At 60.5% G+C, this 22,847-nt stretch carries 20 protein-coding genes; 10 read left to right on the forward strand and 10 right to left on the reverse strand.

Annotated features, from left to right (window positions below):
- The first annotated feature begins 94 nt into the window (after positions 1 to 94).
- The 3 genes from ACWKWE_RS21970 (at position 95) to gshA (ending at position 4,602) form a co-directional block, all read left to right on the forward strand.
- Entirely contained in the window at positions 95 to 2,419 is a 2,325-nt protein-coding gene (locus ACWKWE_RS21970; protein WP_483851694.1) for a Tex family protein, read from the forward strand.
- A complete protein-coding gene (locus tag ACWKWE_RS21975) occupies positions 2,419 to 2,805 on the forward strand; it encodes a PaaI family thioesterase (protein ID WP_166594162.1) in 387 nt (128 codons plus the stop codon). Before ACWKWE_RS21970 ends, ACWKWE_RS21975 begins: the two co-directional genes overlap by 1 nt.
- A gap of 210 nt (positions 2,806 to 3,015) precedes the next feature.
- Complete coding sequence (gshA, locus tag ACWKWE_RS21980; protein WP_341960702.1) at positions 3,016 to 4,602, forward strand: glutamate--cysteine ligase; 1,587 nt, start codon at positions 3,016 to 3,018, stop codon at positions 4,600 to 4,602.
- A gap of 123 nt (positions 4,603 to 4,725) precedes the next feature.
- On the opposite strand, the gene argA is transcribed toward gshA, so the two are convergent.
- Positions 4,726 to 6,024 carry an amino-acid N-acetyltransferase gene (gene argA / locus ACWKWE_RS21985; protein ID WP_166594160.1) on the reverse strand — a complete coding sequence of 433 codons (1,299 nt, stop codon included), beginning with the start codon at positions 6,022 to 6,024 and terminating at the stop codon, positions 4,726 to 4,728.
- Positions 6,025 to 6,153: 129 nt separating this feature from the next.
- Positions 6,154 to 7,302 carry an acetylornithine deacetylase gene (gene argE, locus ACWKWE_RS21990; RefSeq protein WP_401145768.1) on the reverse strand — a complete coding sequence of 383 codons (1,149 nt, stop codon included), beginning with the start codon at positions 7,300 to 7,302 and terminating at the stop codon, positions 6,154 to 6,156.
- A gap of 184 nt (positions 7,303 to 7,486) precedes the next feature.
- On the opposite strand from argE, the gene ACWKWE_RS21995 reads away from it, so the two are divergent.
- A complete protein-coding gene (locus ACWKWE_RS21995; RefSeq protein WP_483851695.1) occupies positions 7,487 to 8,854 on the forward strand; it encodes a CYTH domain-containing protein in 1,368 nt (455 codons plus the stop codon).
- Positions 8,855 to 8,981: 127 nt separating this feature from the next.
- Here ACWKWE_RS21995 and ACWKWE_RS22000 read toward each other — a convergent pair whose 3' ends face one another.
- Positions 8,982 to 9,452: an Lrp/AsnC family transcriptional regulator gene (locus ACWKWE_RS22000; RefSeq protein WP_166594157.1), complete on the reverse strand. Its 471-nt coding sequence runs from the start codon at positions 9,450 to 9,452 to the stop codon at positions 8,982 to 8,984.
- A 151-nt stretch (positions 9,453 to 9,603) separates the two neighbouring features.
- Between ACWKWE_RS22000 and ACWKWE_RS22005 the strand changes: the two genes are divergently transcribed.
- A complete protein-coding gene (locus tag ACWKWE_RS22005) occupies positions 9,604 to 9,948 on the forward strand; it encodes a hypothetical protein (RefSeq protein ID WP_166594156.1) in 345 nt (114 codons plus the stop codon).
- Positions 9,949 to 10,060: 112 nt separating this feature from the next.
- On the forward strand, positions 10,061 to 11,845 hold the full coding sequence (tfpB, locus tag ACWKWE_RS22010; RefSeq protein WP_483851696.1) for a type IV pilus assembly ATPase TfpB: 1,785 nt from the start codon (positions 10,061 to 10,063) through the stop codon (positions 11,843 to 11,845).
- Between the two features lie 120 nt (positions 11,846 to 11,965).
- On the opposite strand, the gene ACWKWE_RS22015 is transcribed toward tfpB, so the two are convergent.
- Complete coding sequence (locus tag ACWKWE_RS22015) at positions 11,966 to 13,015, reverse strand: L-idonate 5-dehydrogenase (RefSeq protein ID WP_483851697.1); 1,050 nt, start codon at positions 13,013 to 13,015, stop codon at positions 11,966 to 11,968.
- 14 nt (positions 13,016 to 13,029) lie between these two features.
- Complete coding sequence (locus tag ACWKWE_RS22020) at positions 13,030 to 13,800, reverse strand: glucose 1-dehydrogenase (RefSeq protein ID WP_483851698.1); 771 nt, start codon at positions 13,798 to 13,800, stop codon at positions 13,030 to 13,032.
- A gap of 162 nt (positions 13,801 to 13,962) precedes the next feature.
- Between ACWKWE_RS22020 and ACWKWE_RS22025 the strand changes: the two genes are divergently transcribed.
- The 4 genes from ACWKWE_RS22025 (at position 13,963) to ACWKWE_RS22040 (ending at position 16,812) form a co-directional block, all read left to right on the forward strand.
- Positions 13,963 to 14,856, forward strand: a complete 894-nt coding sequence (locus ACWKWE_RS22025; protein WP_483851699.1) for a LysR substrate-binding domain-containing protein — start codon at positions 13,963 to 13,965, stop codon at positions 14,854 to 14,856.
- Between the two features lie 111 nt (positions 14,857 to 14,967).
- On the forward strand, positions 14,968 to 15,921 hold the full coding sequence (locus ACWKWE_RS22030) for an SPFH domain-containing protein (protein WP_166594151.1): 954 nt from the start codon (positions 14,968 to 14,970) through the stop codon (positions 15,919 to 15,921).
- Positions 15,922 to 15,924: 3 nt separating this feature from the next.
- Positions 15,925 to 16,371, forward strand: coding sequence for an NfeD family protein (locus ACWKWE_RS22035; protein ID WP_483851700.1), 447 nt, complete (start codon positions 15,925 to 15,927; stop codon positions 16,369 to 16,371).
- 123 nt (positions 16,372 to 16,494) lie between these two features.
- Positions 16,495 to 16,812 carry a DUF2388 domain-containing protein gene (locus ACWKWE_RS22040; RefSeq protein ID WP_166594149.1) on the forward strand — a complete coding sequence of 106 codons (318 nt, stop codon included), beginning with the start codon at positions 16,495 to 16,497 and terminating at the stop codon, positions 16,810 to 16,812.
- 72 nt (positions 16,813 to 16,884) lie between these two features.
- On the opposite strand, the gene gcvH is transcribed toward ACWKWE_RS22040, so the two are convergent.
- The 5 genes from gcvH to ACWKWE_RS22065 all read right to left on the reverse strand — a co-directional run bounded on the left by gcvH (position 16,885) and on the right by ACWKWE_RS22065 (position 22,847).
- Positions 16,885 to 17,268, reverse strand: a complete 384-nt coding sequence (gcvH, locus tag ACWKWE_RS22045; protein WP_166594148.1) for a glycine cleavage system protein GcvH — start codon at positions 17,266 to 17,268, stop codon at positions 16,885 to 16,887.
- 70 nt (positions 17,269 to 17,338) lie between these two features.
- On the reverse strand, positions 17,339 to 18,421 hold the full coding sequence (gene gcvT / locus ACWKWE_RS22050; RefSeq protein WP_166594147.1) for a glycine cleavage system aminomethyltransferase GcvT: 1,083 nt from the start codon (positions 18,419 to 18,421) through the stop codon (positions 17,339 to 17,341).
- Positions 18,422 to 18,576: 155 nt separating this feature from the next.
- Positions 18,577 to 20,193, reverse strand: a complete 1,617-nt coding sequence (locus tag ACWKWE_RS22055) for an ABC transporter permease (RefSeq protein WP_483851701.1) — start codon at positions 20,191 to 20,193, stop codon at positions 18,577 to 18,579.
- A 182-nt stretch (positions 20,194 to 20,375) separates the two neighbouring features.
- The gene (locus tag ACWKWE_RS22060) at positions 20,376 to 21,377 is read right to left on the reverse strand and encodes an extracellular solute-binding protein (protein ID WP_483851702.1); all 1,002 of its coding nucleotides are present in this window, start codon (positions 21,375 to 21,377) and stop codon (positions 20,376 to 20,378) included.
- A 249-nt stretch (positions 21,378 to 21,626) separates the two neighbouring features.
- Entirely contained in the window at positions 21,627 to 22,847 is a 1,221-nt protein-coding gene (locus ACWKWE_RS22065) for a 2-octaprenyl-3-methyl-6-methoxy-1,4-benzoquinol hydroxylase (protein WP_483851703.1), read from the reverse strand.

Raw genomic sequence — 22,847 nt, forward strand, 5'->3', positions numbered from 1 at the left:
GGGTATAATGCGCCGCCCTCAAGATCAGGCACCACTCGCTCAAGGCCTTCGCCAGCAGCCGGATTTTTTGCACACACATTTGCCAGGTGGTTTTATGGACAGCATCAACAGCCGCATCGCCGAGGAACTCGGCGTCCGCCCGCAACAGGTCGAAGCGGCCGTCGCGTTACTGGATGAAGGCTCTACCGTGCCGTTCATCGCTCGCTACCGTAAAGAAGTGACTGGCAGCCTCGATGACACGCAACTGCGTCATCTGGAAGAGCGTCTGCGCTATCTGCGTGAACTGGACGAGCGTCGCATCAGCATCCTTGCGAGCATCGAAGAGCAAGGCAAGTTGACCCCGGAACTGGCGCGCGACATCAAGCTCGCCGACACCAAGACCCGCCTCGAAGACTTGTACCTGCCTTATAAACAGAAGCGCCGCACCAAAGGCCAGATCGCTCTTGAAGCAGGTCTCGGCGAGTTGGCGGATGGCCTGTTCAACGATCCGAGCCTGACGCCGGACACCGAAGCCGCGCGCTTTGTCGATGCCGAAAAAGGCTTCGCTGACGTCAAGGCCGTGCTGGAAGGTGCCAAATACATCCTGATGGAGCGTTTTGCCGAAGACGCCACGCTGCTGGAGAAACTGCGCAGCTTCCTCAAGCAGGAAGCCGTGATCAGCGCCCGCGTCGTGGCCGGCAAGGAAGAAGAAGGCGCCAAATTCCGCGACTACTTCGAACACGACGAGCCTTTGAAAAGCATGCCGTCCCACCGTGCGCTGGCCATTTTCCGCGGCCGCAACGAAGGCATTCTCAGCTCTGCGCTAAAAGTGGGTGAAGAGCTGCCAGGCACGCTGCACCCGTGCGAGATGATGATCAGCGAGCGCTTCGGCCTGCAGAATCAGAACCGCCCGGCGGACAAATGGCTGGGTGAAGTGGTGCGCTGGACCTGGAAGGTGAAGCTGTATTCCCATCTGGAAACCGACCTGCTGGGCGAGCTGCGGGATGGCGCCGAGACCGAGGCGATCAACGTCTTCGCCCACAACCTGCATGACCTGCTGCTGGCCGCCCCGGCGGGCCCGCGCGCCACACTGGGTCTCGACCCTGGCCTGCGCACCGGTTGCAAAGTGGCCGTGGTCGATACCACCGGCAAACTGTTGGACCACGCCACGGTTTATCCGCACGTGCCGAAAAACCAGTGGGATCAGACGATCGCCGTATTGGCTGCCCTGTGCGCCAAACATTCGGTCGACCTGATCGCCATCGGCAACGGCACCGCCAGTCGCGAAACCGACAAACTGGCCGCTGAGCTGATCAAAAAATACCCAGGACTGAAAATGACCAAAGTCATGGTCTCCGAAGCCGGTGCATCGGTGTACTCGGCGTCGGAACTGGCCGCCAAGGAATTCCCGGATCTGGACGTGTCGATCCGTGGCGCGGTGTCCATCGCTCGTCGCCTGCAGGACCCGCTCGCCGAGTTGGTGAAGATCGATCCGAAATCCATTGGCGTCGGCCAGTACCAACACGATGTGTCGCAGCTCAAGCTGGCCCGTGGTCTGGACGCCGTGGTCGAAGACTGCGTGAACGCCGTGGGCGTCGATGTGAACACGGCGTCGGTCGCCCTCCTCGCCCGCATTTCCGGTCTGAACACGACACTGGCGCAAAACATCGTGACCCACCGTGACGAGAACGGCGCTTTCAAAACCCGCGCCGCGCTGAAGAAAGTCGCGCGTCTGGGCGAGAAAACCTTCGAACAGGCCGCAGGCTTCCTGCGCGTCATGAACGGCGACAACCCGCTGGATTCGTCCGCCGTTCACCCTGAGGCGTACCCGTTGGTACAACGCATTGCTGCCGAAACCGACCGCGACATTCGCTCGCTGATCGGCGACGCCAGCTTCCTCAAGCGTCTGGACCCGAAGAAATTCACCGACGAGACCTTTGGCCTGCCAACCGTCACCGACATTCTTCAGGAACTTGAGAAACCAGGCCGCGACCCGCGCCCGGAATTCAAGACCGCCGAGTTCCAGGACGGCGTCGAAGACCTGAAAGACCTGCAACTGGGCATGATCCTCGAAGGTGTCGTCACCAACGTGACCAACTTCGGCGCGTTCGTCGATATTGGCGTTCACCAGGACGGTCTGGTGCATATCTCTGCGCTGTCGGAGAAATTTATCAAGGACCCTCGCGAAGCCGTCAAAGCCGGTGACGTGGTGAAAGTGAAGGTCATGGAAGTCGACATCCCGCGCAAACGCGTCGGCCTGTCGATGCGCATGAGCGACACGCCGGGCGAGAAAATCGACGGCGCCCGTGGTGCACGGCCTGGGGCAGCACCACGGCAGCAACAAACCAGCGCGCCGCGCAAAGAAACCGCGACAGCCGCCCCGGCCAATAACGCCATGGCTTCGCTGTTCGCCAACGCCAAGCAACTGAAGAAACGCTGATGGATATCCCGGACGAGCTGACACAAAGCGCTTACTTCAAGACCCTGGGCTGCCGTGTCGTGCGGCTCAGTGAGGAAGGCGTCGCAGAGGTGGCGTTGGCGCTGGAGCCACACCTGCGCAATCGCGGCAATGTCATGCACGGCGGCGCGCTGTTCAGTCTGGTCGATATCGCCATGGGGCTGGCCTGCTCCAGCGCTCATGGCTTCGACAAGCAAAGCGTGACGGTCGAGTGCAAGATCAACTACATGCGCGGCGTGGCGGATGGCGAAGTCATCTGTGTCGCAACGGTGCTGCACGCCGGTCGTCGCACGCTGGTGGTCGAAGCTGCCGTGCATCAGGCCGACAAACTGGTCGCGAAAGCACAAGGCACATTCGCGATCGTGTAGCTGTCCGATAGGGATATGGGTTAATTTCGGCGCTGTGTATCAGTGTCGAAATTTTCTGGTCATTCCCACATGACAGCTTGTGGGAATGATCAGTGACGGGCATCGGCGTTCGGACCGAAAACGAGGCGAAAACGCCAGTTCCTTTCTTCACCCTTGTAGATCGCCATATCGCCCCCATATAGGGCCGACTGACGCGTGAAGGAATCCAACTTGAGCGAACTTCTCAATCGCCGCCTGGCTCTGCTCGGCGAGCAATCTCACCTCTCCCTTCTGGAGAAGTGCCTGCACGGTATCGAGCGTGAATGCCTGCGCGTTACGGGCGAGGGCCGCCTAGCCCAGACGCCACACCCTGAAAGCCTGGGTTCTGCACTGACCAACGAGCAGATCACCACCGACTATTCGGAGTCGTTGCTGGAGTTCATCACGCCAGCACTGGCCAATCCTGCCGACACCCTCGACAGCCTCGAAAAGATCCACCGCTTCGCCTATAGCAAGCTGGGGAACGAGTACATCTGGAGCCCTTCGATGCCGTGCCCGTTGCCGGCCGAGGAAGACATCCCGATCGCCTATTACGGCACGTCGAACATCGGCAAGCTCAAGTACGTATACCGCCAAGGCCTCGCCTTGCGTTACGGCAAGACGATGCAATGCATCGCAGGCATCCATTACAACTTCTCGCTGCCTGAAGACATCTGGTCCGTTCTGCGGCAGACCGAAGATTTCGACGGCACCGATCGCGACTTCCAGTCCGAAAGCTATATCGGCCTGATCCGCAATTTCCGTCGTTACAGCTGGCTGCTGATGTATCTGTTCGGCGCCTCGCCTGCATTGGATGCCAGCTTCCTGCGCGGTCGCTCGCACCAGCTGGAGCAGTTCGACGCCGACACGCTCTACCTGCCTTACGCCACCAGCCTGCGCATGAGCGATCTGGGTTATCAGAGCAACGCCCAGGCCGACCTGACGCCGTGCTACAACGATTTGCTGACCTACACCGACAGCCTGCGCAAAGCGGTGGCAACGCCCTACGCGCCGTACACCGAAATCGGCACGCACAAGGATGGCGAGTGGATTCAGCTCAACACCAACGTGTTGCAGATTGAAAACGAGTACTACTCGACGATCCGTCCGAAGCGCGTGACTTACTCCGGCGAGCGTCCGATTCAGGCCTTGATGGCCCGCGGCGTTCAGTACGTCGAAGTCCGTTGTCTGGACATCAACCCGTTCCTGCCGGTCGGGATCGACCTGCAACAGTCGCGTTTCATCGACGCCTTCATTCTGTTCTGTGCCCTGCAGGAAAGCCCGCAGCTGGCTGACTGCGAATGCGGCAATGCCAGCAGCAACTTCCTCACCGTGGTCAAGGAAGGCCGTCGTCCTGGCCTGCAACTGAGCCGTAACACGTCCACCATCGACCTGAAAGTCTGGGCGGATGAGTTGCTGGACAAAATCGAACCGATCATCGCACTGCTGGACAAGAGCCAAGGGATCGCTGAACACGCAGAATCGCTGGCCGTTCAACGGGCCAAAGTCGCGGATGCGTCACTGACGCCGTCGGCACAAGTACTGGCTGCCATGACGGAGCGCAAGGAAGGCTTTACGGCGTTCTCACTGCGTCAGGCGCAGGTTCACGCGGAATACTTCCGCAGCCGCCCGCTGAGCGTCGACGACCAAACGGATTTCGAAACCCGCGCCCGCGAATCCCTGGCTCAACAATCCGAGCTGGAACAGGCCGAAGAGCCGGTGGATTTCGACACCTTCGTCGGGGCCTATCAGGCGAGTATTCTGGCGATCAGTAACTGAAAGAGCTGGCGCCGAATCATCCACTGACTCGGCGCATCTGCTTTTGATTCTGGCCGGAGGCCGTGTGAGCAAGCTGCGCTCCCACGGCCTCCGGCCAGAATCAAGAGCGCATTGCATGCAGCACTAAATCGCCTTCTCGAAAATCTTCGAATTACGCTGATAGTTGTACAGCGACGCACGGGCGCTCGGCAGACGGTCAACGCTACTTGGCTCGAAACCACGCTCGCGGAACCAATGGGCGGTACGAGTCGTGAGGACGAAGAGCGTCTTCAAGCCTTGAGCCTTGGCGCGCTCTTCGATGCGTTCAAGCAGCTCGTCGCCGCGCCCGCCGTGACGGTATTCGGGATTCACCGCCAGACACGCCAGCTCGCCCGCTTCGGAATCGGCAATCGGGTACAGCGCCGCGCAGGCAATGATCAGCCCTTCACGCTCGACCACGCTGAACTGCTCGATCTCGCGCTCCAGCACTTCGCGTGAACGACGCACCAGAATGCCTTGCTCTTCCAACGGCGTGATCAGGTCGATCAAGCCGCCAACGTCGCCAATCGACGCTTCGCGCACCAACTCAAACTGCTCCTGCGCCACCAGCGTACCGCCGCCCGCGCGGGTGAAGAGTTCGGACAGCAGCGCACCATCCTCGGCGTAACTGACGATATGACTGCGCGCCACGCCGCCACGGCAAGCCTGCGCCGCAGCGTCCAGTAATTCCGCCTGGTAATTGCTGCCAAGACGCTGAAGGTGCGCTGGCACTTGTTGTGGCCGCAGTTCGCGCACCAGACGCCCTTGCTCGTCCATCAGGCCGGATTCAGCGCCGAACAGCAGCAGCTTTTCCGCACCCAAGTCGATGGCGGCGCGGGTGGCGACGTCTTCGCAGGCGAGGTTGAAGATTTCTCCCGTCGGCGAGTAGCCCAGAGGCGACAGCAGCACAATGGAGCGTTCGTCGAGCAGGCGATTGATCCCTTTGCGGTCGATCCGACGGACTTCGCCGGTATGTTGATAGTCGACGCCTTCCAGCACGCCAATCGGGCGAGCCGTGACGAAATTGCCGCCAGTGACGCGCAGCCGCGAGCCCTGCATCGGCGACGCGGCCATGTCCATCGACAGACGGGCTTCGATGGCAATCCGCAGCGCGCCCACGGCGTCGATCACGCATTCCAGCGTGGCAGCGTCGGTGACGCGCATGTCGCGATGAAAGTGCGGCGTCAGGCCTCGGGCTTCAAGGCGACTTTCGATTTGCGGACGAGAGCCGTGAACCAGCACCAGACGTACGCCCAGGCTGTGCAAGAGCACCAGGTCGTGGACGATGTTGCCGAAGTTCGGGTGTTCAACGCCGTCGCCGGGCAGCATGACGATGAAGGTGCAATCCCGGTGGGCATTGATGTAGGGAGACGCGTGGCGGAGCCAATTGACGTAATCGGGCATATCCGAATGAGCCTGTAATAAAGAGGGACGAAGGGTGAAAACACTCACAGCGGCATGAGCTTTATCGTCGGAACAGGCATCGCAACACGCGTACTCTCCTTCTGGATGGGTTTGGGCTGTAGTGCCAACTCACATCGGAGTCAGGCAGTAATGTTCGATCAATTGACGCAATAGACGCACTGTAGGCTGCAAACGTGACATTTCGAGATATTCGCCCGGCTGGTGCGCGCAAGCAATGTCGCCCGGCCCCAACACGATCGTTTCGCAACCAAGGCGCTGAAGATAAGGCGCTTCGGTGCCAAATGCCACTGCTTCGGCCGTATGACCCGTCAGACGCTCGGCGACCCTCACCAGTTCCGCATCGGCGCTCTGTTCGAACGGCGCGCATTCCGAGAACAGCGGCGCGTAGTCGATCTTCACCTGATGCTGCTCGGCCAGCGGTTGCAGCTTCTGGCGAATCGCAGCGCGGAGCATTTCCGGGTCCATGCCCGGCAGGGGACGAAGGTCGAATTCCAGCGAACACTGGCCACAAATGCGGTTGGGGTTGTCGCCACCGTGGATGCAGCCGAAGTTCATGGTCGGCTGCGGCACGCTGAATTGGGGATTGTTGAACTGGGTTTGCCATTGCTGACGCAGACCTTTGAGCGCGCCAATCGCGTCGTGCATCGCTTCGAGAGCGCTGTGTCCCAGGCTGGGGTCCGACGAATGGCCACTGCGCCCGAGAATGTCGATGCGCTCCATCATCACGCCTTTGTGCAGGCGAATCGGCTTGAGGCCGGTCGGCTCGCCGATCACTGCGGCACGCCCCAACACGCCTCCCGCTGCCGCGAGGGCCTTGGCGCCCGCCATTGAGCTTTCCTCGTCACAGGTCGCGAGGATGATCAGCGGTTGCTTGAAGGGTTTGTCGAGCAAGGGCTGCAACGCTTCGATGGCCAGCGCGAAAAAGCCTTTCATGTCGCAACTGCCGAGTCCCACCCAACTGCCGTCCACTTCTGTCAGCTTCAGCGGATCGGTCTTCCACAGCGCGTCGTCATACGGGACGGTGTCGCTGTGGCCCGATAGCACGAGACCGCCAGGGCCAGTGCCGTAGGTCGCCAGCAGATTGAACTTGCCGGGGCTGACTTGCTGGATGTCACACGCGAAACCCAGATCGCCCAGCCACGTGGCCAACAGGTCGATAACGGTGCGGTTGGACTGGTCCAGCGCAGGCTGCGTGCAGCTCACCGATGGCGCGGCGATCAAAGCTGCAAACTGGTCTTTCATGGACGGCAACGGCATAGGCGTGTCCTCTAATGCAGGCGCAATGTGCGAACCATCATAGGGTGATTGGACCGCAGGAATAAACTGTCACGGGTGATGTCCTGTACACTGCACGACCCGCGCGGCTGTGTCGATTCCGGCTGCGTCCCCTTGTTCAAGAGATAGAGCGCCTATCCGCGATAGCGCGCCTGGATTCCCGGCCATGCAGAAAGAAACCGAAATCAAACTCCGCGTCAGCCGCGAAACCCTGACTGCCCTGCGCGATCACCCGCTGCTGAAAAAACGCAACAAAAGTGGCTGGGAGCGGCTTGAGCTGTTCAACCAGTACTTCGACACCCCCGAGCGCGAACTGGCCCACGCCAAAGTAGCCCTGCGCCTGCGCCGTGACGGCGACGCGATCATCCAGACGTTGAAAACCCGTGGCCAGAGCGTGGCCGGTTTGTCCGAGCGCAACGAGTACAACTGGGACTTGCCCAAGGCCAAGCTGGACCTGAAAAAACTCGACGGCGAATGCTGGCCCGAGCAACTGGCCGATCTGGACAAGAAAACCATCAAGCCGCTGTTCACCACCGATTTCGTGCGTGAAAAAGCCGAAATCGCCTGGGGCCGTGGCAAATCCAAGGTCGTGATCGAAGCGGCGCTCGACTTGGGCAACGTGATCGTCGGCAAGCAGAAGGAAGAAATCTGCGAGCTGGAACTCGAGCTGCGCGAAGGTGAGCCTGCCGCGTTGTTGGAACTGGCCGCCGAGCTGGCTGAAAAACTGGCGCTGATGCCGTGTGACATCAGCAAGGCCGAGCGCGGCTATCGCCTGTTCGATGCCAGCAGCTACTCGGTCAAATTGCCGCTGCCAGAGCTGCATGCCGAAACATCCGTGGACGACGCCTACAGCGCGCTGGCCTGGTATCTGTTGGGCAGCAGCCAGCGTCTGGCCGAGCAATATCGCTTCAATGGCCACTGGAGCCTGTTGCAGGAGTGGGTGGAAGTGCTCGCCGAACTGCGCGCCTTGACCGGCAGCCTCGGCCAGGCCGCCCCACGCGCCAGTACCCATGACCTGCGCGCCGCGCTGGACGCCCTGCTCGAAGACTGGCGCACGCTGGTTCAGGCCGGTCAGGAAGACGCGGATGTTCGCGCCGCTGCCCACGAGCAATTCATCGAAGAGCTGGAAGACCCGCGTTGGGGCCTGTTCTCGCTGACGACCTCGCGCTGGCTGATGGAACGCAGTTGGACCGCCGAGCGTAACAACCGCGGCAATCGTCAGGGCAACGCGATGCTGAGCAGTTGGGTGCCACGCTTCCTCGGTGACGAGGCCATTGCATTGAATCTCGCGCGTTATCAGCAGCAGCCGGAAGACCTGGCCGAGCAACTGCCGCGCATCGAGCGCATTCAAGTCTGGCTGCACTACGCCCGCCAGACCGTTGAACTGCCTGAGCTGGACCGTTTATACGGCGAGCTGAACAAGCTGGAGCAACTGGCACACCTGGACATCAGCGACGAAATCCTCGACGCCCGCGTGCAACAGACCATCACCGTACTGCAAAGCCGGGCATGGAAGACGCTGTTGAAGCTTTAAGCAACATCGCAATCCCTACTGTAGGAGCCTGTAGGAGTGAGCTTGCTCGCGATAGCTATATGTCAGCTATGGAGATGCTGAATGGCATACCGCAATCGCGAGCAAGCTCACTACTACAGGATCTGCGTCATCGCACAATCGGCAAACTCGTTGTCGATTTGATTTCCGACAAGGCCACCGTCGAATTCACCTCCTGAATCCCCGGCACCAGTGACAGTTTCTCGAAGAAAAACCGCTCATACGCCTCGATGTCTGGCGTGACGATGCGCAGCAAGAAGTCCACCGACCCCATCAACACGTAACACTCCAACACCTCCGGAAACCCGCGAATCGCTTCGGTGAATTCCGTGAAGTTCGAGCGGCCGTGGGCGTTGAGTTTCACCTCGGCGAAAATCTGCGTGTTCAACCCGATTTTCTTGCGGTCCAGCAGCGTGACCTGCCGCCGGATCACGCCTTCGTCCTTGAGTCGCTGAATCCTGCGCCAACACGGCGATTGCGACAGTCCGACCGCTTCGGCGATCTGCGCACTGGAGAGCGACGCGTCCTCTTGCAGCAGCGCCAGAATCTTACGGTCGTAGGCATCCAGCTCGGTTTGCATAATTTATTCTCAGCAACGTTTGATGCCGCATTAACAAGTCGAAATAAGTTTAATACAGCCCAAGACCGACCAGATATTTCTTTTTCCGCATGTAAAACTCTCTTCCACTCGTCAGCCAACTCATTTCATAGACGAAACAGGAGAGTTCAGCATGCCGCACCTCGAAGCCGTTCCTGCCCCGCATCGTCATGACGCCTGGTCGGCCAACAACGCGCACTGCCGCTCGCGTTACCAGATTCTTGCCGAAGCCGAGCCAGACCTGATCTGCCGGGTGCTGAATTACTTCGCAATGCAGTACCTGACCCCGCAACAGGTCAGCGTTTTGCAGCAGGAAGGCATGCTGATGATCGAGGTGGAAGTGGACGGCATGACGTGGCATCGCGCGCAGGTGATTGGCGAAAAAATGCGCAATTTGATCAATGTTTGTTCAGTGGAGCTGGAACCCATCGGCGATTTTCACGTCCTATCCGAGCCCGTCTCACTGGCTGTCGGTTGAGAACGCCGAAAATATTGGCAACGCTTTACTACCTGCAGGACGCAACAACTGGCACGCTTGGGACTACTCTTGCTTACCTACGAAGTAAGCCGTCTCGTCCAAAGGAGCCCGCATGTCCGTCCTTGCCCCCTCGTCCCAGGACCGCTGGCTGGATCTCAATGAAGTTCTGCGCGATCTGGTCGCACAGGGTTATCTCGATCAGGACAATGCCGAATACGCACTGACCTTGCGCCGCACCGCGCAGAACCTGCAAACCCATCCTCTTGAATTCATCGCCGCGCAGCAGTTTGAAAACCTCAAGCGCCCCGGCAAAAAACTCGACCTCGAATCCCTCACCGCCTGGCTCGCCGAGCAGGCGGGTCAGCCCTACCTGCGCATTGACCCGCTGAAAATCAACGTGGCCGCCGTCACGCCGCTGATGTCCTACGCCTTCGCCCAGCGCCACAAGATTCTCGCCGTCGCCGTAGACCGGGAATGCGTGACCATCGCCAGCGCCCAGCCGTACGTGAAGGCGTGGGAAGCCGACCTGATGCACGTGCTGAAAATGCCGATCAAGCGCGTGGTCGCCAACCCGGTCGATGTTCAGAAACTGGCCGTGGAATTTTACCGGCTGGCAAAATCGGTCAGCGGGGCCAGCGCAACTGATCAAAAAGTGAGCAATCTGGGCAACTTCGAACAGTTGCTCAAGCTCGGTGCCAGCGATCAGGAGCCAGACGCCAACGATGCGCACATCGTCAATATCGTGGATTGGCTGTTCCAGTACGCCTATCAACAGCGCGCGAGCGATATTCACATCGAGCCCCGTCGCGAAGCGGGCACCGTGCGCTTTCGCATTGATGGCGTGTTGCACAACGTCTATCAATTCCCGCCACAGGTGACGATGGCGGTCACCAGCCGCCTGAAAAGTCTGGGCCGGATGAACGTTGCCGAGAAGCGCAAACCTCAGGACGGCCGCGTCAAAACCAAGACCCCCGATGGCGGCGAAGTGGAGTTGCGTCTCTCGACCTTGCCCACCGCGTTCGGCGAGAAAATGGTGATGCGGATTTTCGACCCGGAGGTGCTGCTCAAGGACTTCGACCAACTGGGTTTTTCCGGTGATGACCTGCGGCGCTGGGAAGGCATGACCCACCAGCCCAACGGCATCATTCTGGTGACCGGGCCGACGGGTTCCGGCAAGACCACGACGCTGTACACGACACTGAAAAAACTGGCGACCTCGGAGGTGAACCTCTGCACCATCGAGGACCCGATCGAGATGGTCGAGCCTGCGTTCAACCAGATGCAGGTGCAGCACAACATCGATCTGTCCTTCGCCAGTGGTGTGCGCGCGCTGATGCGGCAAGACCCGGACATCATCATGATCGGCGAGATTCGCGACCTGGAAACCGCTGAAATGGCGATTCAGGCGGCACTGACCGGTCACCTGGTGTTATCGACCTTGCACACCAACGACGCGCCGAGTGCCATCAGTCGCCTGTTGGAATTGGGCGTGCCGCATTACCTGCTCAAAGCCACGATTCTGGGGGTCATGGCGCAACGTCTGGTGCGAACGCTGTGCCCGCATTGCAAAGCGCCGGTGGAAATCGACGAAGCGGACTGGCAGGCCCTGACCCGCCCGTGGCAAGCAGGCGTACCGAGCGGAGCGCATCGGGCGGTAGGCTGTGCGGAATGTCGGGACACGGGCTACAGAGGGCGTGCGGGGGTGTACGAAATCATGCTGATGTCGGACGCCATCAAGACGCTGATCACGGCCGACCTCGACCTCACCGCGTTGCGTCGGCAGGGCTTCAAGGACGGCATGCGCAGCCTGCGTCTCTCAGGCGCACAAAAAGTCGCGGCGGGACTGACCACCATCGAAGAAGTGCTGCGCGTGACGCCGCAGAGCGAACAGCGATAGCACCGGGATTAGCGCCCCCCTCGCTGTGGGAGCGAATTTATTCGCGAGGCGGCAGACCAGACGATAAAGCCGTATCGGTCATGCCATTTCTCGCGAATAACTCGCTCCCACAACAGGTGTTCACAGATCCTTGACCCCAAAATCCAGCACCACTTTCATTGCTTGCTGCTTGTCCCCCGCCAATTCGAACGCCTGAACCGCGTCGTTGAACGGGATCGTGTGAGAAATCACCGGGTTCACGTCAATCACTTTCCGGTTCAACAAATCCACCGCCTGCGCGAATTCAGGGTGAAAGCGGAAAGTGCCGCGCAAGTCGATCTCTTTGCCGACCACCAGATTCAACGGGATCGACACATCGCCACCGAGTCCGACTGTCACGACCACGCCGCGGGGGCGTACGCAGGTCAGGCCGTCGCGTAGGGCCTGAGCGCTGCCGGAGGCTTCGAACATCACGTCGAAATGCCCTTTCTCGGTGCTATAGCGGCTCAGTGCTTCAGGCTCGTCTTTCAGATTGTGCGCCTCACTGGCGCCCATTCGGCGTGAGCAGGCCAAAGCGCTGTCGCTCAGGTCTGCCGCCACGATTTGCAATGCACCGGCGGCGCGCAAGCTGCCAATCAACAGGTTGCCGATCGGTCCGCAGCCGGTCACCAGCACGCGCTTGCCGAACACGCCGCCCGCACGCTGGATCGCGTGTAATCCCACCGACAGCGGCTCGGCCAGTGCGCCCTCAGCCAAGGTCGTCGTCGGGGCCAACAGGTGCGCCTGGCTGCTGTCGATCACCAGGGTTTCGCGAAAGGCACCCTGAATATGCGGGAATGGCATCGCGCTGCCGTAAAACCGCATGTTCAGGCAGTGATTGGGCAGCCCTTCGTGACAGTATTTGCAGCCGCCACAGGGGCGTGAAGGCGAGACCGAGACACGCTGGCCGACGCTGAAGCCGTTCTGGTCACCCCCGACTTCTGCGATGACCGCTGAAATTTCATGGCCCAGCACCATCGGCTCTTTCAGGCGCACTGCTCCAAAACCGCCGTGCTGGTAGTAATGCAGATCCGAACCGCAGATCCCGCCCCGGGCGACGCGCACGCGCAACTGACCAGAGGTCAGCGCGGAGGCTTGCTCCTCGGCTTCGACGCGCAGGTCTTTCGGGGCGTGGCAGACAATGGCTTGCATGGAAGCTCTCCGAATCACAACGACGCCGTGATGGCGCCGTCGACATAAAGAATGTGGCCGTTGACGAAGCTGGAGGCATCGGACGCGAGGAAAACCGCAGCCCCTGCGAGCTCAGAGACTTCACCCCAGCGACGACTCGGCGTGCGCTGCACCAGCCAGTCGCTGAACTCGGGGTTCGCGACCAGCGCTGCATTGAGCTCGGTTTTGAAATACCCCGGCCCGATCCCGTTGACGTTCAGCCCGTGCGGGCCCCAATCGATCGCCATGCCCTTGGTCAGCATTTTCAGCGCGCCCTTGCTCGCAGCGTAAGGGGCGATATTTGGGCGTCCCAGCTCACTCTGAACCGAACAGATGTTGATGATCTGCCCCCGCCCGCGAGGAATCATGCAGCGGGCGACGGCCTGCCCGACAAAAAAAGCGCTGTCGAGGTTGGTCCGCATCAGCTCGCTCCAGTTCGCTTCGCTGAATTCGGCCAATGGCGCACGACGCTGAATGCCTGCGTTGTTGACTAGAATTTCCAGCGGGCCGACGCGCTGTTCGATGTCCTGAACCGCCGCGCTCACTGCTGTGCTGTCGGTGACGTCGAAAGACTGAGTGTGGACCTCGTGCCCCTCAGCAGCCAGCGCCGCAGCCGCCGATTGCAGCGTTTCGACGTTGCGCCCATTGAGGACGACGCGCGCGCCCGCCTCTGCCAGCCCCCGCGCAATCGCCAGGCCGATACCCGCACTGGACCCGGTGATGAGCGCCACTCTTCCATCAAGGCGAAAGCTTTCCAGAACGGCCATGGTGTTCTCCTCGTGTCGGACCGATATCGAATCATCCGTTGTGATGAGTCGCGTCAACGTCCATCATCCGTAAAAGCCGCTACTTCAGCGCATCCTTCGTACCGGGTCCAATGGTCGTTGATGATCGGCTGATCATTATTTTTGATCACCAACGGAGTCGCCTTGGAACTCAAGCATCTACGGGCCTTTGTGACGCTGGCGGAGGAGCTGCATTTTGGTCGAGCTGCCCAGCGGCTGGCCATTGTTCAGCCCGCCTTGAGCATGCAGATCAAGTCACTGGAGACGTGGCTGGGCGTTCGCCTGCTCGACCGCAATCGGCATTCGGTGACGCTGACCGAGACCGGACAGCTGTTCCTCGACGAAGCCCGGGCAACGCTGCATCAGGCGCAGCATTCAGCCGATGTGGCGCGCGGGCTTGGCCGGGGCGAGACGGGGCGGATTCGTCTGGGGTTCGTGTCCTCGGTGCTGCCCGAGTTGCTGCCGATGCTCATTCGGCAGTCGCACCAGCGTTATCCCGGCATTCAGCTGGAACTCAAGGACATGCCGGGGCCGGATCAGGTGCACGCCCTCAAAAGCGGACAGCTCGACTTCGGCCTGATGCGCCTGCCCGCGCCCCATGCCGGTGTGCAGACGCTGGTGGTGCTGCACGAACCCATCATCGTCGCCCTGCCCGCCGATCATCCGCTGACGGCGTTGGAAAGCCTCGACGTGCAAGCCTTGGCGCATCTGCCGGTCCTGATGCTTGCCCGGCGCTACGCGGCAGGTTTTCACGACGGGCTGTTGCGGGCGATTGCTCATGAGGGCGGCAAGCTTGAGGTGGCGGAAGAGTTGGGCGAATTCACGACGATGCTCGCCCTCGTGTCCGCAGGGCTGGGCATCGGCCTGCTGCCCTATCACGCGGGACGGGCGCTGCCGCCCAACGTCGTGTCGCGACCTTTGCAGCTTGGCGATTACCGTGCCGTGACCGGACTTGCGTGGACCTCGCTCGACACCGCTGTGAAGACCACGGTCTTCAACCTGATGCGCGAGCTATTCTTCAATCAGCCGCTTGCGTGATCCATACGCTGGCGCCGTGAGCGGGGCTGTTACAAGAAATATTCGCAGAACGGATTCCGATCCCCGTACTCTTCGCCGCATTCTTCACTCAGCAATCGACAGGGACAGGTTATGCAAATCGGTAGTGTGGTTTTACTCTTCGTCGCGTTGGCCATCGCCATCGTGTTCATGGGGTTCAAGGTCGTGCCGCAGGGGTATCAGTGGACCGTCGAGCGTTTCGGTCGCTACACCAACACCCTCAAGCCGGGTTTGAACATCATCGTGCCGGTGGTGGATCGCATCGGGCACAAGATCAATATGATGGAAACCGTGCTCGACATCCCGCCGCAGGAAGTCATCACGTCCGACAACGCGACGGTGCAAATTGACGCAGTGTGCTTCTATCAGGTGGTCAACTGCGCCCAGGCGGCGTACGAGGTCAACAACCTGCAGCATGCGATCCGCAACTTACTGCAGACCAACATCCGCACCGTGCTCGGCTCAATGGAGTTGGACGCGATGCTCAGCCAGCGCGATGGCATCAACGAACGCCTGCTGCGCATCGTCGATGAGGCGACTGCCCCGTGGGGCATCAAAATCACACGAATCGAGATCAAGGACATCAGCCCGCCCGCCGACTTGATGGCGGCCATGTCCGGGCAGATGAAAGCCGAGCGGATCAAGCGCGCACAGATTCTTGAAGCCGAGGGCCTGCGCGCCTCGGCCATTCTGACCGCCGAAGGCAAGAAACAGGCACAGATCCTCGAAGCCGAAGGTGAGCGTCAGGCCGCGTTTCTCGAATCCGAAGCCCGGGAACGTCAGGCAGAAGCCGAGGCCCGTGCGACGCAAGTGGTGTCCGAAGCCATTGCCGCCGGTGACGTGCAAGCCATCAATTATTTCGTCGCGCAAAAATACATCGACGCGCTGGGCAGGCTGTCGTCGGCGAACAACAGCAAGGTCATCCTGATGCCTCTGGAGGCGAGCCAAATGATCGGCGCCATTGGCGGAATCGGGGAAATCGTCAAAGCGACGTTCGACAAGGGACCGCTCGACAAGAGCAGACCCGACACCGGCAAGCGGGTCTGAGCCATGTGGGATTACCTGCAAGACCTGTCGTTCTGGGACTGGCTGGGACTGGGCACGGTGCTGCTGATTCTGGAAGTCTTTGGTGCGGGCGGCTATCTGCTCTGGATCGGCGTGGCAGCGGCAGGTGTCGACATTCTCACGTACATCATCCCGGCCATGAGCTGGGAAGTGCAGTTTCTGCTGTTCGCCGTGCTGTCGGTGCTCACGGCGCTGTACTGGTGGCGGCGACAGCGTAACGTGTTGCGCAAATCGGATCAGCCAGGCCTGAACATGCGGGGCTCGGAGCTGATTGGCCGGACCTTCGTCGTGCATGACGCGATCGTCGGCGGGCGCGGCAAGATCAAGGTCGGTGACGGGGTGTGGATGGTGGTCGGGCCAGACACACCTGCTGGGGATCATGTACGCGTGATTGCGCAGGACGGCGCGATTTTGAAGGTCGAAGCAGCGTGATTTGTCGAATCGAGAAGGCGCTAGAGGAGTGACTGCCGCGAGGTTTTAACGGAGGTTGTGGAACTAGATCAGGACGCGGCGTATCAAATCGTTTCAGAACAACCAAAGTCGGAGTACCCCGTCATGCGTCTAAAACTTGCTGTAGCCACGTTAGCTTTGCTTTCCCTGCCGGTCGGTTCAGCAATGGCTGACGGTTTCCTGCGCGACGTTCTGTCGTCTGGCGCAACCACCGGTTCGACCTACCTGACCTTCCGTCATCACAAACTGATTGTCGCAGCTCAAGACGACGCAGGCAGTTTCGTCGCCAGCAACGGTGCCATTCGTGGTCCGTATCTGGAAGCGGCGCTGAATCAAGTGCGTCAGGACAATCCGAGCCTGAACGCGTCGGACATGGATCTGGCCAACGCGATTCTGGCGAAGAATCTGGTGGCTGAGCAGTAAGACTGTGCAGGAGCGTGCTTGGTCACGTACGACCCGGACCAAGCGCGTTCCTACAATTGCCTCTGCGGTGGCTTATTCGCCGATGGCAGTCTTGTAGCCGGCAGCGTCCAGCAGTTTGGCAAGATCGCCTTGCGCATTGCTTGGCTTGACCTTGAAGATCCATGCGCCATAAGAGTCGGAGTTCAGCGATTCCGGGGCGTCGCCCAACGCTTCGTTCACTTCTACCACTTCACCGGCAACCGGCGAGTAGATGTCAGAAGCCGCTTTGACGGACTCAACCACACCTGCAGCGTCGCCAGCCGCGAACACCTTGCCAATTTCCGGCAGCTCGACGAACACCACGTCACCCAGCGCTTCCTGCGCATGATCGGAAATACCGACAACAATCAGATCACCCTCTTGCTTGGCCCATTCGTGGCTTTCGGCAAAACGCAGCTCGGCGGGAACGTTGCTCATAGTCTTTGTCCTCTCTACATCATCAGGTCAGCGGAAAGCCCGCCAAAGGGAATTGTTCTTGAAAACCGGGTTAAACCAGGGTCTTGCCGTGTCGCACAAAGGTCGGCTGAACCACGCGAACCGGGTACCACTTGCCGCGAATTTCCACCTCGGCGCGGTCACCGGTCGCAACCGGCACACGTGCCAAGGCAATCGACTTGCTTAGCGTAGGAGAGAAACTACCACTGGTGATCTCTCCTTCGCCAACTTCCGCTATTCGGACGACCTGATGTGCGCGCAAAACACCACGCTCCTCCAGGACAAGCCCTACAAGCTTTGAGGCAGCCCCTTTCGCTCGTTCAGCCGCCAACGCGCCGCGTCCGATAAAATCGCGATCCTCTGGGGTCCATGCGACTGTCCAGGCCATATTGGAGATTAACGGTGAGACCTGTTCGTCGATTTCCTGACCGTAGAGATTCATCCCCGCTTCGAGACGCAGCGTGTCACGAGCGCCCAGACCAATTGGCGGGATGCCTGCGCCCACCATGTCGTTGAAAAAGCTGCAGGCCTGGTCGCTTGGCAGGATGATTTCTAGCCCATCTTCACCGGTGTATCCGGTGCGCGCGATAAACCAGTCGCCCTCCTGCTGGCCTTCGAACGGGCGCAAGGTGTGGATCAGCTCAGTCCGGGCTTGTGTGACGAGTTCGGCGATTTTCTGTCGGGCGTGCGGCCCCTGAATGGCCAGCATGGCCAACTCGGAACGGTGCGTCAGGTGCACGTCGAAACCGGAAAGGTGGGCGTTCATCCAGGCCAGGTCCTTGGCGCCGGTGGCTGCGTTGACCACCAATCGATAACCCGAGTCGGTGAGGTAGACGATCATGTCGTCGACGATCCCACCTTGGGTGTCGAGCATCGCGCTGTAGAGCGCGCGCCCGGTGTGCTGCAACCTGCCGACGTCGTTGGCCAGCAGGTGTTGCAGCCAGGCTTTGGCCTGGCTGCCGGTGATGTCGATGACGTGCATATGCGACACGTCGAAAATCCCACAGTCGCGGCGCACCTGATGGTGCTCTTCAACTTGTGATCCGTAGTGCAACGGCATATCCCAACCACCAAAATCGACCAGCTTCGCGCCTAGGGCGAGATGCAGGTCGAAGAGCGGTGTGCGCTGTCCCATGGGTGTCTCCTTCCGGGCTTGGCGAAGACGCGGCGTCTCACAATTACCGCAAATCCCCCGTAATTTGGGGTCTGAAGCCTTTGCGAATGTGCGGAATTGTCTGACAGACCGCGTCGATTGCGGCGCATTGTAGCCGCAAGGTCGTGCCCCCGCACCTAGCCGATGGGTCTGGCCGAACGTCTGATCAGGCCAATCACTGGGAGTAAACCGACAAGGACCAATGTCAGCGCCGGTAAAGCCGCTCGCGCCCACTCGCCTTCGCTGGTCATTTCAAAGATGCGCACCGCCAGCGTGTCCCAGCCAAACGGGCGCATCAGCAACGTGGCGGGCATTTCCTTGAGGACGTCGACGAACACCAGCAATGCAGCGCTCAAGGTGCCGGGAATCAACAACGGCAGATAAATCTTGAAAAACAAACGTGGCCCACTGACTCCCAAGCTGCGGGCCGCCTCGGGGAGCGACGGGCGAATCCGCGACAGGCTGTTTTCCAGCGGACCGTACGCCACGGCAATGAAGCGCACCAGGTATGCCAGCACCAACGCTGCCAGGCTGCCCAGCAACAGTGGCTTGCCCGCGCCCCCCAGCCAGCTGGACAGCGGCACCACCAGCTCACGGTCCAGATAACTGAATGCCAGCATGATCGACACCGCCAGCACGGAACCCGGCAGCGCATAGCCGATGTTGGCCAGGCTGACACCCGAACGAATCGCACGGGTCGGCGCCAGTCGGCGAGCAAATACCAGCACCATCGCCACGCTGACCGTCACCAGCGCCGCGATGCCACCGAGATACAGCGTGTGCAGGATCAGCCCGGTGTAACGGTCGTCCAGATCAAAACGCCCGCGCTGCCAGACCCACACCGTCAGTTGCAACAGCGGCACCACAAACGCGCAGGCAAAGACCAGCCCACACCAGGTGGACGCCGCAACCGCCTTGAGGCCACGCAAGTGATAGAGGGCTTGGACGCGGGGCCGCTCGTTGCTGGTGCGACTGGCGCCCCGCGCACGATGCTCGCCGTACAACAGCAGCATCACCGCCAGCAGCAGAAGGCTCGCGAGCTGCGCCGCACTCGACAGGCTGAAGAATCCATACCAGGTCTTGTAAATGGCGGTGGTGAAGGTGTCGAAATTGAAAACGGAAACCGCACCGAAATCTGCGAGGGTTTCCATCAGGGCCAACGCGACGCCCGCGCCGATTGCCGGTCGTGCCATCGGTAGCGCCACGCGCCAGAACGCCTGCCAAGGTGACTGTCCGAGAATCCGCGCCGCCTCCATCAAGCCCTTCCCTTGAGCGAGGAACGCCGTGCGCGCCAGCAGGTAAACGTAGGGATAGAAGACCAGCACCAGCACGACGATCACCCCGCCGGTGGAGCGTACGCGAGGAAAGCGGATGCCGGTGCCAAACCATTCACGCATCAGCGTTTGCACCGGTCCCGCGAAATCGAGCAGGCCGACGAATACGAAGGCCAATACATAAGCAGGGATGGCAAACGGCAGCATCAAGGCCCAATCGAGCCAGCGACGGCCGGGGAATTCGCACAGCGCCGTAAGCCACGCGAGGCTCACCCCCAGAATCGTCACGCCCACGCCCACACCGATCACCAGCGTGAGGGTGTTGCCAAGCAGGCGCGGCATTTGGGTTTCCCACAGGTGCGACCAGATTTCATGATCCACGGTCTCCCACGAGAGCAGCAAAACGCTCAGCGGCAGAAGGACGAGCGCAGCGATGGCAAAAACGAGTGGATACCAGCGGCGCTGGGCGGGATGGGCCAAAGGGGGTCTCAGAAAGTCTGGGGGTCGTAGAGAATCACTGTGGGAGCGAATTCATTCGCGATGCGGCGCCAAGGCGCATACACCTCCATCGCCTGGCGCATTTTTCGCGAATGAATTCGCTCCCACAGAAACGTGTGTACCTGCAGTGTCGATGATCGATCAGATGTCGATGCGGCGCAGAATCAATTCCAACCCGCACGATCCATCATGCGAATCGCCTCGGCCTGGCGGCGTCCGGCAATTTCCACAGGAATGGTGTCGGCCTTGAACTCGCCCCAGCTCGCCACCTCTTCCGACGGTGCCACTTTCGGGTTTGCAGGGAATTCCTGGTTGATGCCCGAGAAAATCTTTTGCGCGTCAGGCCCGGTCATCCACTCCACCAACGCTTTCGCAGGCTCGGGGTGTGGCGCGTGTTTAGTCAGGCCGATGCCCGACAGGTTGACGTGAACGCCACGGTCCGTCTGGTTGGGCCAGAACAGGCGCACGGCCAGATCCGGGTTTTGCTTGTGCAGGCGGCCGTAGTAGTAGGTGTTGACGATCCCCACATCGCACTGCCCAGCGTTGATCGCTTCCAATACGGCGATGTCATCCGAAAACACGTCGGTGGAAAGGTTGTTGACCCAGCCCTTGAGCACTTTTTCTGAAGCCTCAGCGCCATGGGTTTCGATCAGCGTGGCGGTCAGCGACTGGTTGTAAACCTTCTTCGCCGTGCGCAGGCACAGGCGGCCTTCCCACTGTTTGTCAGCCAACGCCTCGTAGGTGGTCAGCTCCGCTGGCTTAACCCGGTCGGTCGAATACGCGATGGTCCGCGCGCGCAGGCTCAAGCCGGTCCAGGCGTGACTGGCAGCGCGGTATTGCGGGGGAATGTTTTCGTCGATCACCGGCGAGGTGAAGGGCTGGAGAATGCCCATCTGCTCAGCCTGCCAGAGGTTGCCGGCATCGACCGTGAGCAGCAGGTCCGCCGTCGCGTTCTGCCCCTCGGCCTTGATGCGCTGCATCAGCGGCGCTTCCTTGTCGGTGATGAACTTGACCTTCACACCGGTTTTGGCGGTGTAGGCATCGAAGACCGGTTTGATCAGCTCGTCGATTCGGGAGGAATACACCACCACTTCATCAGCGGCCTGGGCGGTGCTGCCGAGCACGGACAATGCCAGGACAGCCAGAAGACGCTTGCTCGCCTGCATGCTGAAATCTCACGTTTTCAAAATGAGGCGAAATGGTAGTGAATCGCATCCACGAAGTCCGGATCGAGCAGTTACCAGATGTTGCAGCGCTAAATGACAACCGATCCGTCTGAAAAAACGCTGCCACCTGTGGGAGCGAATTTATTCGCGAGAGGGCATGAGAACCGACACACCTCTGGCGCCTGACGCATCTTCGCGAATGAATTCGCTCCTACAGAGAGTCCCGTTCCCAACGCGAAACAGGCTGGATCAGATCTTCGCCAGCTCCGGCAAATCCCCCGTCAACCCCAGCGCCTGGCGAACGAACATCGCCTTTGCTTCAGCTGACTGATCCACCATTTTCAAACCGGTATTGCGCAACCAACGCACCGGCAACGGATCGGCCTGGAACAAACGCTCAAAGCCCTCCATCGCGGCCATCAGCGCCAAGTTATGAGGCATGCGACGGCGCTCAAAGCGACTCAACACCTTTTGGTCCGCCAGACGCTCGCCGCGCTCTACGGCGTTGTGAAGCACTTCGGCCAGCACGGCCGCATCAAGGAACCCCAGGTTTACGCCCTGGCCTGCCAATGGGTGAATGGTGTGCGCCGCATCGCCGATCAACGCCAGCCCGTCCGCCACGTACCGCTTGGCATGACGCTGACGCAGCGGGACACACAAACGCGGATCGGCTGAAATAACTTGACCCAAACAGCCTTCGAACGCCTTCTCAAGCTCGCGACAGAACGCGTCATCTTCCAGCCTCATCAAGCGCTCGGACTCTTCGGGCGTGACCGACCAGACGATGGAGCACCAATGCTCGCCTTCACGCTCAAGCGGCAAGAACGCGAGAGGGCCTTCGTCGGTGAAACGCTGCCACGCTGTCCTCTGGTGGGATTGTGCCGTGCGCACGCTGGTGACAATAGCGTGATGCATGTAGTCCCATTCGCGGGTGGCCATGCCGGTCATGCGTCGAACCGTGGAGTTGGCGCCGTCGGCAGCGACCACCAGTGGTGCACGCAGGGTGCGACCATCGGACAGGGTCAGCAGCCAGTCATCCCCGGAATGCCGGATCTGCTCCAGGCGCGCATTGGCCAGCAGGCCAATGTCGGAATCGTGCAAACGCTCGACCAACGCATCCTGAACCACACGGTTTTCGACGATATGACCCAGTACCTGCGCGTGCACGCTGGATGCGGAGAAATGCACCTTGCCCGTGCCGCTGCCGTCCCACACGTGCATCTCGCCGTAAGGGCTGACGCGCCGTGAAACGATGCCTTCCCAGACTTTCAGACGTTCGAGAATCCGCTGGCTCGCCGCCGACAACGCGCTGACACGCGGTTCGAAAGGCGCGCTCGCGTCGAACGGCTTGACGCTCAATGGGCTGCCATCGACCACCAGAATGTTCAACCCGCTGTTTTGCAGCGCCAGCGCGAGTGCGCTACCGACCATTCCGGCCCCGACAATCAGCAGATCTGCGCGCGTTTCCAT

The sequence above is a fragment of the Pseudomonas salicis genome, from assembly GCF_057128705.1.